Genomic DNA, 15355 nt, shown 5'->3' on the forward strand with positions numbered 1-15355 from the left:
ATATGAGGTTTTACTATATTTATAAAAAAATATTATGATCTCAAAAATACTATTCATACTCTCTTTCACTATATTCACATTTTCTCTCGCACAGGAAAAGGAAAATGAAAAACCGAAGTTCAATCAGGAGCTTGCCACTTCATTGGGAGCAGATCAATATGGCATGAAGCCCTATACTATTGTTATGCTGACAACCGGTACTGCAAAAATTGAAGATAAAACCAAAATGGGTTCTTTAATGAAAGGCCATATGGAAAACATTGGCAGACTTGCCAACGAAGGAAAAATTGTGGTAGCTGGACCTTTTCTTGAAAAGAATAAGGAAAACTATCGTGGTATGTTTATTTTCAATACAAAATCTAAGGAAGAAGCTGAACAATGGGTAAAAACAGATCCCGCAGTTCAGGCTGGAGTATTCAGCTACGAAGTCTTTCCTTGGTATGGCTCTGCTGCCTTACCTTTATATTTGAAGCATCATGATGAAATTTCAAAAGAAAATCCATAGAAATAAAAAAATCCCTCAGTGAGGGATTTTTTTATTAGTCCATACAGATATATGGTCTTCGTGGTGGATAGCAACAATAAGGATTACTACAGAAAGTATAATTTGCCGGGCAGAATCCTCCATCCACTGGCACAAGACATACAGCTGCAGCCCCTCCTAAAACAGTTTTCAACTCATTTCTGTCTAAGTTTTTTAAATTTTTCATAGTTATTTAATTTAGTTTTAATTTCCTACTCTTCAAGATTTTCGGATTCCTCTTTTTATTTCTCATTAACTGGAAATAAATATACAATTTATTTTTTAATCAACTGCTTTCCAAATAATTATCAAACAAATAAACAATAATATCTCTTTTTTAAATGAATAAATTTGATTATTTTAGCATATAGCAAAACGAACTTACCAGACTGGTTGTAAGTGTTTTATAATTATCATCAAAATAAAAAATTAATTCCATGAAAAAAATGAATCTCTCAAAACTTTCGAGAACAGAACTGAAAGATGTATTCGGCGGATATTTACATTTACCGGAATGTCCCGGAGGATGCCCTGGTGAAGGTATGATCAGATGTCCTGACGGCTCAACGACTATGACTAATTTTATATGCATGGGTGGAAGATGTGAACCCGCTGCAAGGTGTAAACCATTAGTTCTGGAACCTTTTCCGGATCCGATTACAATCACCCCATAACCTGATCAATAAGAAATAAAGTGAGCTTCCGGCTCACTTTTTAAATATTAAAAAGATCATTCTACCAGTTTCCAAAGCCATACATCACTGATCACAGGTTTTTATTATCTTTAAATAAACAAACCTATCATGAAAACCATTGAGGAAGTCCTGAAAAAACTTGATGAAATTATCATCTGGTGTAAGGAAAATAAAAGTCCTGCGGGATATTTCGCCTGTACTTACCGTATCATGACAGCACAGGTTCTAAAAGGGATTCAACAAAAGAAATTTGAGGACAATCCCAGAATGACACTACTTGATTTAGCTTTTGCTCAGCGCTATCTTGAAGCATGGGAAAACTACAGCAATGCTAAAAAATGTACCAACGCCTGGTATATAGCTTTTGAAGCCACTAAAAATAAAGATCTTCTGATACTACAGCATATTTTTTTGGGAATGAATGCCCATATCAATCTGGATCTGGGAATTTCTGCAGCTTCTATTATGCCCTACCGGAAAATCAATCCCTTAAAAAAGGATTTTGAGAATATCAATACCGTTATTGCCTCCATTAATCAGAAAGTTCAGGATGCTCTCAACATAATATGCTATCCGGTACAGCTTATTGATCAACTTTCTAATGGAAAAGATAATGCCGTTCTGGATTTTGCAATATCCAGAGCCAGAGATACATCATGGGCCACCGCTGTTATTTCTTCAAACACCCCTAATTTCTTAAAGGAATCAGTCATCAGCATTGTAGATTATGCTGCGGCAAAAGTTGCCACACAAATCTTAAATCCTAAGATCCTCACTCCTGCCCTACTCCAAGAACTGAAAAAATGTGAAAGTAATGATGTGGTAAAGAATATTGAAATTCTGGAATCCACGAAAACCGCTTAAGCTCAAAATAAAAAGGCCGGGATCTTCCTCACGGATCCCGGCCAAATAATGAACAAATAAAAAAGAAACTACATTGCTTCCTTATACTTTTTACGATAAGCATAGTGGAACACAATAGGTAATATGGTAAATGAAAGCAGCATACAGATAATTAATCCGCCTACAATCATAATGGCTAAAGGTTTTTGAATTTCAGAACCCATTCCGTTAGACATGGCTGCCGGAAGAAGTCCCATAGATCCCATCAGAGCAATCATCACTACCGGACGTATTCTGCTTTTCACTCCGTCTGAAATGGATTCTTTGAGAGACATTCTGTTCTGCAGATTCTCTTTCATTACTCCAATCAGAACAATGCCGTCAATAGTAGCTACTCCAAAAAGAATAATAAACCCGATCCCGGCCGAGATTCCAAAGATGGTTCCCGTGAACCACAGGGATAAAAATCCGCCAATGAATGCAAAAGCCAATGTAATGGAAGAGATTAGCGTATCTTTTACATTTCCGAAATTGAAATACAGTAACATCAGAATAAGCACCAATGAAATAGGAACTACCATGGCCAATTGCTTAGCAGCTCTTTCTTTGCTTTCAAATTCACCGGCCCATGTCATTTTATGGCTTTTCGGAAGTTTTACATCTTTATCTACTTTTTCTTTCGCTTCTTTAATGGTACTTCCCAAATCGCGCCCTTCAATATTGAATCCTACTCCAATGTATCTGCTGTTTCCTTCACGGTAAATAAATGAGGGCCCGGTATGATAATCAATAGTTGCAATTTCTTTCAATGGCACTTTTTTATTATCCTGGGTCGGAATCAGAATATTTCCCATTTTTTCAGGAGTGTCACGATAATCTTTTTCAAATCTCAGCATTACATCAAACATTCTTTCTTCTTCATAGAACTTGGTAGCTGCCTGCCCACCGATGGTCATTTCAATTACAGCCTGAGCATCTGCTGTGGAAACTCCGTATTTTGCCATTTTAGAATCGTGAAGCTGTATTCTGAGTTCCGGAAGTCCTATATTTTTAAAGACATTCACATCTGAAATTCCCGGAACTGTTCTGATGGAATTGGCTACCTGATTGGCATAATTTTCAAGTTCGAACAGATCATTCCCGAATATCTTAATCACCAATGGTGCTTTTACTCCTGCTACATATTCTTCCACATTATCCTGAATAGGCTGGCTGAATCCAAAATTGATTCCCGGATATCTTTCAAGGGAAGCCCTCATTTCATCCAGAAGTTTATCCTTTGATATCTTTTTCTTCCATTCATTTTCAGGCTTCAGTTGGATATTAAATTCGATATTAAAGAATCCTGTAGGGTCTGTTCCGTCATTGGGACGACCGGTTTGAGTCATTACAAATTTCACTTCATCATACTTCATTAGGATCTCCTTCATCTCTTTGGTTAGCCGGACAGATTCATCCAGGTTTACACTATTCGGAAGAGTTGCCCTTACATAGATTGCTCCTTCATTAAGTTTAGGCAAAAACTCTGAACCGTAGTTTGAAAATCTCCATCCACAAAGCGTAAGCAAAGCAACAAAACCGACCATAAATGCTTTTTTATGGCGAATACTAAATTCATAAATTCTATAAATATTCACCTTGAAGAATCTTGAAATAAAGTTTTCTTTTTCTTCAATATTTTTGGTTAATAAAAGCTTACACATTGCCGGAACATAGGTTAAACTTAGAATCAATGACCCCAGCAGAGCATACCCCAGTGTAAATGCCAAAGGAGAGAACATTTTTCCTTCCACTTTCTGGAAAGAGAAGATCGGCATCAAGGCTACAATCAGGATTAATAATGCAAAGAAAATATAGCTTGCCACACTTCCTGCACTTTTCTTGATGATTCCCAGTTTGGAAATTTTATTAAATCTCTTTAATCCAATCTTCTTGGCTTTCAATTCAAGGGCAACAAATACATGTTCAACGATGACGAGTGTTCCTTCCAGTAATAGCCCAAAGTCCAGAGCACCCATCGAAATCAGGTTGGCCGGAAGTCCCTGAATTTTCAGCATAATAATGGCAAAAAGAAAAGCCAGCGGAATGACTGAGGCCACAATAAATGTTGTTCGCCAGTTATAAAGGAAGATGAATACAATAATGGAAACCAGAATAACTCCTTCAATCAGGTTTTTGGAAACCGTGTGAACAGTTGTATTGACTAATTCTGTACGATCAATGATCGGAACAATCTGAACATCGCCAGGCAATTCTCCACCATTTAATTGCTCTATTCTGTCTTTAAGCCTTGCTATCACCTCACTTGGATTTTCTCCACGAAGCATAATGACAATTCCTTCTACAACATCATTCTCTTTGTTGTATCCTACCTGTCCCAATCTTGGTTTTGCCGACACTTTAACCTCGGCAACATGTTTTACCAGAATAGGGGTAGAACCTTTTACTTCAATCTGAATATTTTCAATATCCTCCTTCTTCTCCAAAAGACCAATCCCCCGCACTACATAAGCCTGATCTCCTTTTGCCACTACATCTCCACCTACATTAATATTACTCTTCGAAACTGCTTCATACACATCCAGGGGGGAAAGGTCATAATTGTGTAATTCTGTAGGATTAATTTTTATTTCATATGTTTTTTCTTCACCGCCAAAGCTTACCACATCAGCCACTCCGGGAACAGCCAGCAATTCTCTTTCAACCACCCAATCCTGAATCGCTGTCACTTCTTTTATTGGTAATTTACTCTTGATGATATATCGGTAAATCTCACCGGTAGCTCCTGACGGAGGCTCAATACTGTATTCTGCCCCTGAAGGGAGATTTACATTTCCTAATTTATTGGAGGCATACTGCTGTGCATAAAAGTCGTTGACATGATCATCAAAAATCACCGTAACTACCGATAACCCGAATAAAGAAATAGACCGTACCGAAGTTTTATTCGGAATGGCATTCATCTCTTTTGAGATTGGCAGTGTGACAAACTTTTCTATTTCCTCAGCACTTCTTCCCGGCCATTGGGTAATTACCCTCACTCTGGTATTGGTAACATCCGGAAATGCCTCAATAGGAGTATGTATATAGGAATAGATTCCTCCAAGCAACAACATGAAAGTTCCTAAAAGAACAATCAGTGAATTTTTCAAAGAGAAGGAAACTATGTTCTGTACAAATTTTCGCATTACTTCTTAGAATTATTTAATTGGTTTTTCAGGTTCTCATAAATCAACAATCCATTGGAAGCTATTACATTTTCACCTTGCTTCAGATTTCCTTCTACATATATATATTGACTGTTTGAAGCGATCTCTGTTACAGGTCTTATTTCAAGTTCACAGTCTTTTTTGTACACTACTACATAACTCTGATTATTGTCAAAGACCAACGCCTTTGCAGGAATCGCCAAGGCTGATTTATTTTGTGAATTTACAGGCAGTACAACATCTGCAGACATTCCGGGCCTTAGTTTCATTCCGTTATTATCCATAATGATCTTAGCTTTCAGCACTCTTTCATTTTCATTAAAAACCTGGGAAATATTGTTGATCTTTCCTGAAAAGCTATCATCCGGATAGGCCAACGTTTTTACAACTACAGGCTGATCTACGTATACATGCCTCATATTGGTTGCATACACATTCGCCATTACCCAAACCTTATCCAGATTGGAAATGGTAAAAAGCTGGTCACCACCGGCAGTTACAGGCATTCCTTTCGAAATATTCTTGGAAATCACATATCCGTCTGCAGGTGCTTTAATCTGAATGGTACTTCCACCGGCAGAATACAGCTGCATATTCTTTTGAGTTTTTGAAATATTAGATTGAAGAATCGTAACCTCTGCTCTTGCTTCCTGAAGATCTTTCTGAGAAGCAATATCATCTTTATACATCGCTTCTACAGAGGATAATTTTCTTTTAGCTACGGCAAGCTGAGCCTGTAATGTTTGGGTATCATCCTGCATTTCATTGACAGCCGTACTTTTTACACTGGCCAGAACCTGTCCTTTTTTTACATAATCTCCAAGAGAAAAATAAGTATCGGTAACTATGCCGTCTACAAGGCTTACAAAGGGAACTGTTTTATCGGAATTGCTTTCCACTTCTCCGGTAAGGGTAATACTTTCTTCAATCGGAAGCATTTCAGCTTTAGCCAGTTTAATATCTTTTTTAAGTTCTTTGCTGATACAATAATTCTTTTCCACTTCTTCAGTCTGCTTCTGATCTTTACAACCTGTAAGCACAACCAGACCAGACAGATAAATTATCGCGATATATTTAGTAGTATTCATTCTCATAAGTAGATGTTCATATTTTTTAAGGTCATTCTTAATGGGCACTTACAAATCCTGTCCTACAACATATTGCAGGTTTTCATAATATTGGTTAAGCTCTTTTTTAGTATCCAGAATAATCATTTTATTGCCGATATAGGTATCCAGAAAATCCATATACTCCAGCATACTGATGTTTCTCAGTCTGAAGTTCTTTTCATGGCTTACCAATAAACCATCCAGCGTAGATTCGTAAGTGTCATCAATCTCTTCAGAAACTTGTTGGGTACGGATATAGTTTCTGAAAACGGAGACTATTTCATTCTCCGACTTCAGCAGATTTTTACGGGTCTCATTTTTACTTTTTTCAATTTCAAGTCTGGCTTCCTGGATATTTCCTTTATTTCTGTCGAAGATGGGAAGGTCAACTGAAACACCCAGCCCAATAAAGTCTTTCATAATATTTCCACCACGGTCATATCCTATTGAAACGGCTACATCTGGAGTTTTCATGGCATTCTGAATCTCAAGACTTTTAGCAGCATGTTTCTCCTTATTCTTGGAGATCAGGATATCAGGACGATTTTCCTTTGCTTTTTCAAGCCATTGTGTTAACTCGATTTCTGAAAGTTGCTTTTCCGGCATTGCGAATGAATCTGAAATCACCAGATAAGAACTGGATGGAATCATCAGTAAGGATTTTAGCTCCGCCTGCTGTTCTTCAATTTCCTGCTTCAATGAAACAAGTTTTTTCTTGAATTCAATTTCCTGAGCCTTCAGACGGATATATTCTGCCTTACTGATATTCCCCAGAGTTAACTGATTGTTGTAGGATTTTGTTAATTTTTCGATAGAAGCTATTTGTCCCTGATACATTTTCTGTTGCTCCTGATTGTACTGAATTTCAGTAATCGAATTCCTTAAGGTCTTTTTCAGTTCACGCAAGACTTCCTGCAGTTCATACTTTTCGCCTTCCACTTCTATTTTTTGAAGTTCAATATTTTTTCTTCGCTTCCCTGCGGTCTGAATCACCTGTTCTATTTCTGCTGAGATCTGGCTATTCTTTCCCCAGTTTCCAATTAGGGCTGGCTGCTCTTCAATATCATAAGTCCGCCAGAGATTCACTTCACTGATGCTTAATTTAGGATTTGGCCAGTATTTCGCCTGGAGCGCTCTGGCTTCTGCCTGAGATATTTCCAGTTTCTGAGCAATAAGATCTAGGTTATTGGCAAGAAAGATTGTTTCAGCCTCCTTTCTGCTGATCTTCAGGGTATCTGACATCTGTGCTGAAAAGAAACTGAAACAATGAATATAAAAAAGGGTAAAAAAAATCTTCTTCAAGGTCTCTTATTTTAAGACCACAAAGCTATTCTCCTAATATTAGAGCCAATTTCGAATGAAATTAAAATTCAATTAGGCCAACATTAGAGTTTGATTAGAATAGGTTGGGATTTATATTAAATCTCTCGCAGATTTTAAACACAAATTGCACTATTTATGTTATACAAAGAATTTATCCACAAATATTCGTGAGATCTGTGGGAAATAGAATTTAATTAGTTTTTAAAGAAAATGATGAACCACAAAAGTCACAAAAGATTTAAACGCTTAAATAGTTTTAAGATAAAAACATATAGCATAAGAAGTACATATAAGTTCTTGAAAATCGTTGATTTTCATATTCGCAAACATCTGCAAGATCTGTAAAATCTGTGTGAGATTAATATCAATAGAAACGGACTTTAGTCCGCTTACATATAAATAAAGATTCGATTGGCTTTAGCCAAAACCTAAAAAAGAGTCTTATCATTTTAGAAATTAGCAGGAAATACAAGCAGGACAGTTGTACCAACATCCACTGCAGAATCAATATTCATTATAATATGATGGTGGTCAAAAATACTTCTTGATAATGACAACCCAATACCACTTCCTTTAACTCCCTCCACATTCTTTCCTCTGTAGAACGTTTCTGTAATCTTAGCCAGATCATCCACAGGAATTCCTTTTCCCTGATCTTTCACCTCAATATTCAGTTGATTATTCTTTTCTGATAAGATAATCTCTACAGGATGGCTATAAGAATACTTAATTGCATTTTCCACAATATTATATAAAGCCAGATAAAGAAGAGTTTCATTTCCAGGAAATTCCAGTAAAGCAGGCTTTGCCACCTGAAGCTGTATTTTAATATTAGAATGATTCTCTTTCGCCCGGGGTTCCAGTTTTGCATATATCTTCCAGATCAGTTCATCTATTCTTACCTGCTTGTGGGAAGATTCCAACTTGGTCATCCCTGACATCAGAAGAAGATTATTAAGAATATTTTCAATCTCATACACGTTATCCAGAGATTCTTTGGCTACTTTTTTATACTCTTCCGGAGTACGGTCTTTCTGAGCAAACACTTCCAGGTTTCCGGAAATAGCGGCTAAAGGTGTCTTAAACTCATGAGAAACATAGTTGATAAAATTCTGCTGCAACAGCACATTTTCAGAAATACGACCTAATAATTTATTATATGATTTAATCAGATCTTCAATCTCATCATTGGTATTTGTGGAGGTAATAGCCGTAGAAATATTATTATAATCTACTTTATTAATACGTTCCACAACATTAGAAATAGGTTTATACACAACTTTTGACAGATACCGGCTCAAAAAATAAATAGCAAGCAGACCAATAATCAATACAGAAAGCATGATAATAGAAAGCCTCCAGATCTGTGATTGAAATGAATCATTTGGAAATTTTACAAAAACAACGAAGTCTCCCTGATTATCCGGATAAAAAATACCATAATAGAACTGGTTACCAGACATAAACTGGGTTCCTTTATTATTTCTTGCAGCCTGTAAATGAACGGGCTTAATATTTTCATCATTCAGGTTTTGTCCGAACGTCACCTCATTATTTTGGTTATAAACCGCTACTTGATTATTCTGAATAAGATGTTTGTATTCCTGTTTAATCTGGGCATGTCTGTCTTTGGGCAATTCATCTTTTTCAAGATAATAAATGGCAGAAATCAGGGCTGTATTCCTAAGCTTTTCAAAATAAAAAATCTTCGTACTGTCATAATACGCAAAAAATATCACCGCAGATGTGATGATAGAAACAATGCCGAATGAAAGGCTGGAAATAAGGGTAAACCTGTTCCTGAGTGTCATTTTAATCTTTAATTAAATATCCCGTTCCTTTGACGGTATGAATAATTTTCTGTTCCGATTCATCAATCTTGTTACGGACATACGAAATGTAAACATCTACTACGTTCGTTGAACTGTCAAAATCGATCCCCCAGACGTTATGCAAAATCTGAGTTCTGCTCAACACTTTGTTTTTATTCTCCATAAGGAAAGTAAAAAGCTTGTATTCTGTAGGAGAAAATTCGATTTCCTTATCATTCTGGGTTACCTTGTGAAGATCTGTATCAATGACAATATTACCACATGACAGGTAATGATCTTCTTTCTGATAGCTTAACTTATTTCTTCTTGTCAATGCTTTGATCCTTGAAATCAATTCTTCAAAATGAAATGGTTTGGATAAATAATCATCAGCTCCCAAATCCAGCATTTTAATTTTATCATCCGGACTGTTCAATGCACTTAAAACTAAAATTGGAGTATAATTTCCCTTAAACCTTATGATTTGTGTGAGCTGCATCCCATCCAGTCCCGGAAGCATAATATCCATTAATATAATATCAAAATCATAGGTATGAAGAATTTCTCTGGCCTTTTCCCCTGAATCTGCAAGCGTCATATTATAACCGGCTTCCGAAAGTCCTTTCAGCAGAAAGCTGCTAATTCTCTGATCGTCTTCTACCAATAAGATATTCATAATATTTCTGAAATTTCCCATAAATATAGGAATTCTGATTGAAGAAAGGAAGTCAGAACAAAGGATGCGGGGATTTCTCCAAAGATTGGGGAATGGTTAATAAGGAACTGAAACTCCTTTCGGAAATTTATTATTCAGCATTAACTTCCAGCCTTTTTTCCTAATTTTGAAGAATGGAGATGACTTATTTAATCATTGGATGCATTGTTGGCGGAGTCCTTGGAGCCATTATTTTATATTTTGCCTTGAAATCGTCTACGGTTTCAAGAACCTCTTATGATGAACTCAATTTTTCACATATTAAAAACAAATCTGACCTTGAAAATTCAAACACAAAGGTCCAGGAACTGAATCAGAACCTCAGTAAAGAAAAGGAACTCAATATACAGCAGCAGGATCTTCTGAATGATCTTAAAAATGAATTTGCCAGGCTCTCTGCACAGCATTCTTCACTCACCAGCCAATTTCAGGAGCAGAAACAAATGTCCTTAAAACAGGATTTTCAGATAGAAACCCTTATTGCTGAAAAACAGGATTTTTTTGCTAAAAACGCTGAGCTTTCTGCCCAGAACGAAAGTCTTCAGAAGTCCCTGAATACCCAAAAAGAAGAGATCACCAAAATACAGGAAGAATCCAAACTGCAGTTTGAAAATCTGGCCAATAAGATTTTAGAAGAAAAAACAGAGAAGTTCACCACTTTAAATCAGAATAACTTAAAAAACATCCTTGAACCTTTCCAGGAAAAAATTACAGATTTAAAAAACAGGGTGAATGAAGCCTATGAAAAGGAAAACAAAGAACGTTTCTCTCTGGCCGAAAAGGTAAAAGAACTTGCAGAACTGAACCAGCAGATCTCAGAGGATGCCAAAAAATTAACCCGGGCCCTCAAAGGAGAAAGTAAAACCCAGGGAAATTGGGGTGAAATGATACTTGAAAGTATCCTTGAAAAATCAGGGTTGGTAAAAGGAAGAGAATATTTCCTTGAACATGAGCTTCGTGATGAAGACAACAAAGCCCTCTTCTCAGAATTTTCCGGTAAAAAAATGCGTCCTGATGCTGTTGTAAAATATCCGGATGAAAGAAATGTTATTATTGATTCTAAAGTTTCTCTTACTGCATTTACAGAATTAGTGGATGAAACTGATCAGGATGTTTATTTGATGAAACTTAATCAGCATTTAGGTTCCATCAAAAACCATATTACACAGCTTAGCCAGAAAGCTTATGATGATTATGGAAAATCTTTGGATTTTGTAATGATGTTTATTCCTAGTGAACCCGCATATATTGCCGCGATGCAGGCTGACCAAAACCTTTGGAACTATGCTTATGACAGAAGAATTTTATTATTGAATCCAAGTAACCTGATCACCTCTTTAAAACTGATCGCAGATCTCTGGAAACGTGAATATCAGAACAAAAATGCCCTTGAAATTGCTGATAGAGGAGCCAGATTATATGATAAATTTGTAGGGTTTGTAGATAATCTTGAAAAAGTAGGCCGAAACCTTGACCTTGCCAAGAATGTTTACAATGATGCTTACAAACAACTATATACAGGAAATGACAACCTCGTGATCCAAACTCAAAAATTGAAATCATTGGGAATTAAAAATAAAAAAGACCTTCCTCAAAGTCTTATTGACAACAGTAATTTGATAGAATAAAAACCGGAATACCATGAAAAAATCAAATCTTATCTTATTAATATGTCTTGCTCTCTACATAGCTTCACTTCCTTTCACTGCAGTGTATGCAAAAGGTCATGAAATGAGCGGGTTGGCCTGTGCTCTTTTAGGCTGGGCAGAAATGGAGGGTGGTGGAATAGCATGGATGGCTAATCCTTTGCTTTTTATCGGAGCTTTTTTCCTGCTCTTAAAACAAGTAAAAATAGCTGCAGCACTTAGCCTTATTGCTTTTGGCCTTACGTTTTGTTATCTATCCGTTGGTGAAATTACGGTGAATGAAGCGGGACATCAATTCCCCATAACAGGGTATGGCCCAGGATATTTTCTTTGGATAGCAAGCTGTTTTACCTTATTCTCAGGCTGTATTATTCTTATCGTTACTTCTAAAAAGAATAAAGATCAAAATCCCACATAACTGATAAACTGAAATTTTGAAAAACTGAAGATATGCTTTCTTTTACGCCTTATTCATATCCTAAATCACACTCTGTAAAGGAGATACTGCTTTCCTCTCTTGCAGCAGGAGTGGTGGTTTATCTTTTCCTGATTATCTTTCAACCTTTTGGTACAGAAAACTTTCATCATCCTTATAAATACCTTATTCTTTTTCCTTATACCCTTATTTTCGGAGCAGCATTTTTTATCTCAAGTCTTTGCGTCTCCCGGTTCGATGAGTGGAATCTTGTATCAGAACTATTAAAAATATTGGCCATTTTATTTCTGGGATCAGTCTTTTCTTATTTTTATAATTCATTATTTATAAGTCATGTACCCCTTAGTTTCGAAAATTATGGCTATATGTTCCTTTATTCTATGGCCATTGGGATTCCTACATCTTCCATTTATATTTTATCAAGATATATTTATTTAAAAAATTCCCGCGAGAATATCTCCGAAGATATTGACTCCATAAGCAACCCGGTAAATTCAACAAAAGCTGTTCTTACAATTTCAATCAATACTACAGAGCTGGGAGTTGCTGAAGATGATTTCTTATGTATTCAGTCTATGGAAAACTATTGTACACTATATTATTTGGACAACAATACTGTAAAAAAACGGTTACTCAGAATAAGTCTTTCCGGTATTCTAATGCAGGTACAAACCCAGACAATCAAAAGATGTCATCGCTCTTATATTGTTAATCTAGAAAAAGTAAAAAGTCTAAAGGGGAATGCTCAGGGCTACAAACTGCTTCTTCCTGAAATTGATTTTAATATTCCTGTATCAAGAAGCTTTATATCAGTTATTATTCCTCAATTACAGAAGCTTAAAAAATAGAAGTTTGTCATTGGTCACTATTCCTTGATGCTCATCACAATAAATTGATCTGCATTCCGGAAAGCCACATTTTTGCTCAAAATAATTAACATGAGTAAAAACATCCGCTTCTTTTTTATCTTTATCCTGGGATTTGTAATCTATTATTTCTTTGATCTTTTTTACTTTAAAAGTATTCAGTATTTCATAAAAGACCTTTTGCACAGCAAAGCTATAGCCCATGTATTGGCCTATATCATTACTCTGATCCCGTTAATGATTACCCTGAAAATTTTATTTCCAAAAAAGACTATCATTAATTTGTTTTCACTGGACAGATCTGCTATTAAAGGATTTTCTTTAGCTTTTTTAGGAACCTTACCTATGTTAATTGGTTACATAATACACTTTACAATAACCGGTACAGTAAATTATGAATCATTATTCATCAATACCCTATCATCTGCATTCTTCGAAGAAATAATATTCAGAGCCTTCCTCATTGGTACATTATATAGATTTACCAGGCTGGGATTTCTATCATCAATTCTGTTAGGATCACTGTTATTTGCACAGATTCATTTATATCAGAGTCAAAATATGACAGAACTTATTGAAATATTTGCTATTACATTTCTGGGTTCGGTATTTTTCACATGGGTTTATTTTGAACAGAATTTTAATCTATGGATTGCTATATTTCTTCATTTTCTCATGAACCTGTATTGGGAGATATTCAATGTTTCAGAAAATGTTTCCGGAAACCTATTCGGAAATCTGTATAAATTTTTATCTATATTTTTAATAATAGGAATGGTTGTCTACCATAAAAAGAAGAGTAAAAGTACATTTCAGATCACCTGGAAAAGCCTTTTTATAAAAAGCAAAGAAGTACAATCATAAATTTTGCATAATTTTGCGAAATGTTGATAGAAAGCTTTCAAAACGAAAAAATAAAAAATGTCACTAAGCTACTTACTGACAACAGGTTCCGTAAAAAATCAAAGGTTTTTGTTGTAGAAGGGCAGCAGGAAAATGCCAGAGCCATACAATATGATTTTGAGCCTGTAGAATTTTTCATCTGTGAAAATATCTTTAAGGAAAAGCTTCCTGAAGGGAAAATTCATTATGTAAGTGATAAAGTCTATGAAAAGATAGCTTACAGAGGCAGTTCAGAAGGAATCATCGGGGTTTATACTGCAAAAGAAACGCCTCTTTCTTCTTATATTCCAAAAGAAAATTCTACTGTTATCATTGTTGAAGGAGTAGAAAAACCTGGTAATTTGGGAGCTATTTTAAGAAGCTGTGAAGCCTTTGGTATTGATGCCCTTATTGTTGCTGATGGAAAAACCGATTTTTATAACCCGAATGTCATCAGATCCAGCGTAGGCTGCCTTTTCGGAATGGAGGTTTATCAGGCGGAAAATGCAGAAACCCTAGAATTCCTTCAGAAAAACAGCTTCAATATTTATACAACATTGATGGATAAAACGGCTGAAGATCTTTATAAGAGAGATTTCACACAACGTTCTGCTGTATTATTCGGGACAGAACATTCTGGGTTAAGTGATTTCTGGATTGGAAAAGGAAAGAACACCCTGATTCCTATGTCTGGCAGTATAGATTCACTGAACCTGAGTAATGCAGTTGCAATCACCTGCTATGAATCTTTGAAGCAAAAGAAAGGATAAATAATAGTAAGTGTAGTTTGACGATTGTCTTACAGATCAATATTACTATAACATTCCTATAATAGAGATTGCTTCACCTTCGGTTCGCAATGACAGGTTAGGAAAGAGTTGAGGATAAAGCATAAAAAAACCGTTTCACTGGGTGAAACGGTTCTTTTATTTTTAAGCTTAAGCTAGGATTATTTCTTAGCAGCATCTTTAGCAGCATCAGCAGCTCCTTTAGCAGCATCAGCAGCACCTTTAGCAGCGTCAGCAGCACCTTTAGCAGCATCTTTAGCAACGTCAGCTCCAGCAGCAGTAGTAGCAGCAGCAGCATCTTTAGTAGCTTCTACAGCAGTAGTTGCAGCAGAATCAACAACTTTAGCAGCAGAATCAGTTACAGTAGCAGCAGAATCAGCTACAGTAGCAGCAGCAGAATCAGTTGTACCTTCAGTAGCTGTAGCGTCAGTTTTTTTACAAGCAACTAGAGAGATTGCAGCGATAGCAGCTACGAATAATGACTTTTTCATAATAAATTAAATTTAATT

General features: G+C 36.0%; 15 protein-coding genes. 8 read left to right on the forward strand and 7 right to left on the reverse strand.

What is annotated here, in order from left to right:
- Positions 1-34: 34 nt before the first annotated feature.
- Positions 35-505, forward strand: a complete 471-nt coding sequence (locus tag M2372_RS12055) for a YciI family protein (protein WP_123320546.1) — start codon at positions 35-37, stop codon at positions 503-505.
- Positions 506-539: 34 nt separating this feature from the next.
- Here the strand turns inward: M2372_RS12055 and M2372_RS12060 are convergent, their stop codons facing one another.
- The gene (locus tag M2372_RS12060; protein WP_165852149.1) at positions 540-710 is read right to left on the reverse strand and encodes a bacteriocin-like protein; all 171 of its coding nucleotides are present in this window, start codon (positions 708-710) and stop codon (positions 540-542) included.
- Between the two features lie 250 nt (positions 711-960).
- Here M2372_RS12060 and M2372_RS12065 point away from each other — a divergent pair, with 250 nt between their 5' ends.
- Both M2372_RS12065 and M2372_RS12070 read left to right on the forward strand, forming a co-directional pair.
- Positions 961-1197 carry a hypothetical protein gene (locus tag M2372_RS12065; protein ID WP_115967856.1) on the forward strand — a complete coding sequence of 79 codons (237 nt, stop codon included), beginning with the start codon at positions 961-963 and terminating at the stop codon, positions 1195-1197.
- Between the two features lie 129 nt (positions 1198-1326).
- Positions 1327-2082, forward strand: coding sequence for a DUF5995 family protein (locus M2372_RS12070; RefSeq protein ID WP_123320545.1), 756 nt, complete (start codon positions 1327-1329; stop codon positions 2080-2082).
- A 68-nt stretch (positions 2083-2150) separates the two neighbouring features.
- On the opposite strand, the gene M2372_RS12075 is transcribed toward M2372_RS12070, so the two are convergent.
- From M2372_RS12075 to M2372_RS12095, 5 genes are all read right to left on the reverse strand, one after another.
- Positions 2151-5249 (reverse strand): efflux RND transporter permease subunit, encoded by a 3099-nt coding sequence (locus M2372_RS12075; protein ID WP_123320544.1) that lies wholly within the window; start codon positions 5247-5249, stop codon positions 2151-2153.
- Positions 5249-6364: an efflux RND transporter periplasmic adaptor subunit gene (locus M2372_RS12080; RefSeq protein ID WP_123320636.1), complete on the reverse strand. Its 1116-nt coding sequence runs from the start codon at positions 6362-6364 to the stop codon at positions 5249-5251. The genes M2372_RS12075 and M2372_RS12080 overlap by 1 nt, the downstream gene beginning before the upstream one ends.
- A gap of 42 nt (positions 6365-6406) precedes the next feature.
- The gene (locus M2372_RS12085) at positions 6407-7681 is read right to left on the reverse strand and encodes a TolC family protein (protein ID WP_115967862.1); all 1275 of its coding nucleotides are present in this window, start codon (positions 7679-7681) and stop codon (positions 6407-6409) included.
- Between the two features lie 470 nt (positions 7682-8151).
- On the reverse strand, positions 8152-9513 hold the full coding sequence (locus M2372_RS12090) for a HAMP domain-containing sensor histidine kinase (protein ID WP_123320543.1): 1362 nt from the start codon (positions 9511-9513) through the stop codon (positions 8152-8154).
- A 1-nt stretch (position 9514) separates the two neighbouring features.
- The gene (locus M2372_RS12095; protein ID WP_115968617.1) at positions 9515-10189 is read right to left on the reverse strand and encodes a response regulator transcription factor; all 675 of its coding nucleotides are present in this window, start codon (positions 10187-10189) and stop codon (positions 9515-9517) included.
- A 179-nt stretch (positions 10190-10368) separates the two neighbouring features.
- Here M2372_RS12095 and rmuC point away from each other — a divergent pair, with 179 nt between their 5' ends.
- The 5 genes from rmuC (at position 10369) to M2372_RS12120 (ending at position 14828) form a co-directional block, all read left to right on the forward strand.
- Positions 10369-11856 carry a DNA recombination protein RmuC gene (rmuC, locus tag M2372_RS12100; protein ID WP_123320635.1) on the forward strand — a complete coding sequence of 496 codons (1488 nt, stop codon included), beginning with the start codon at positions 10369-10371 and terminating at the stop codon, positions 11854-11856.
- A gap of 13 nt (positions 11857-11869) precedes the next feature.
- The gene (locus tag M2372_RS12105) at positions 11870-12292 is read left to right on the forward strand and encodes a hypothetical protein (protein WP_123320542.1); all 423 of its coding nucleotides are present in this window, start codon (positions 11870-11872) and stop codon (positions 12290-12292) included.
- A gap of 32 nt (positions 12293-12324) precedes the next feature.
- Entirely contained in the window at positions 12325-13158 is an 834-nt protein-coding gene (locus M2372_RS12110) for a LytTR family DNA-binding domain-containing protein (RefSeq protein ID WP_123320541.1), read from the forward strand.
- A gap of 90 nt (positions 13159-13248) precedes the next feature.
- On the forward strand, positions 13249-14040 hold the full coding sequence (locus M2372_RS12115; RefSeq protein ID WP_123320540.1) for a CPBP family intramembrane glutamic endopeptidase: 792 nt from the start codon (positions 13249-13251) through the stop codon (positions 14038-14040).
- 20 nt (positions 14041-14060) lie between these two features.
- Entirely contained in the window at positions 14061-14828 is a 768-nt protein-coding gene (locus M2372_RS12120; RefSeq protein ID WP_123320539.1) for an RNA methyltransferase, read from the forward strand.
- 179 nt (positions 14829-15007) lie between these two features.
- On the opposite strand, the gene M2372_RS12125 is transcribed toward M2372_RS12120, so the two are convergent.
- Positions 15008-15337, reverse strand: a complete 330-nt coding sequence (locus M2372_RS12125) for a hypothetical protein (RefSeq protein ID WP_123320538.1) — start codon at positions 15335-15337, stop codon at positions 15008-15010.
- Positions 15338-15355: the final 18 nt, after the last annotated feature.

Source organism: Chryseobacterium sp. BIGb0232 (assembly GCF_024810195.1).
GTDB lineage: Bacteria > Bacteroidota > Bacteroidia > Flavobacteriales > Weeksellaceae > Chryseobacterium > Chryseobacterium pennae.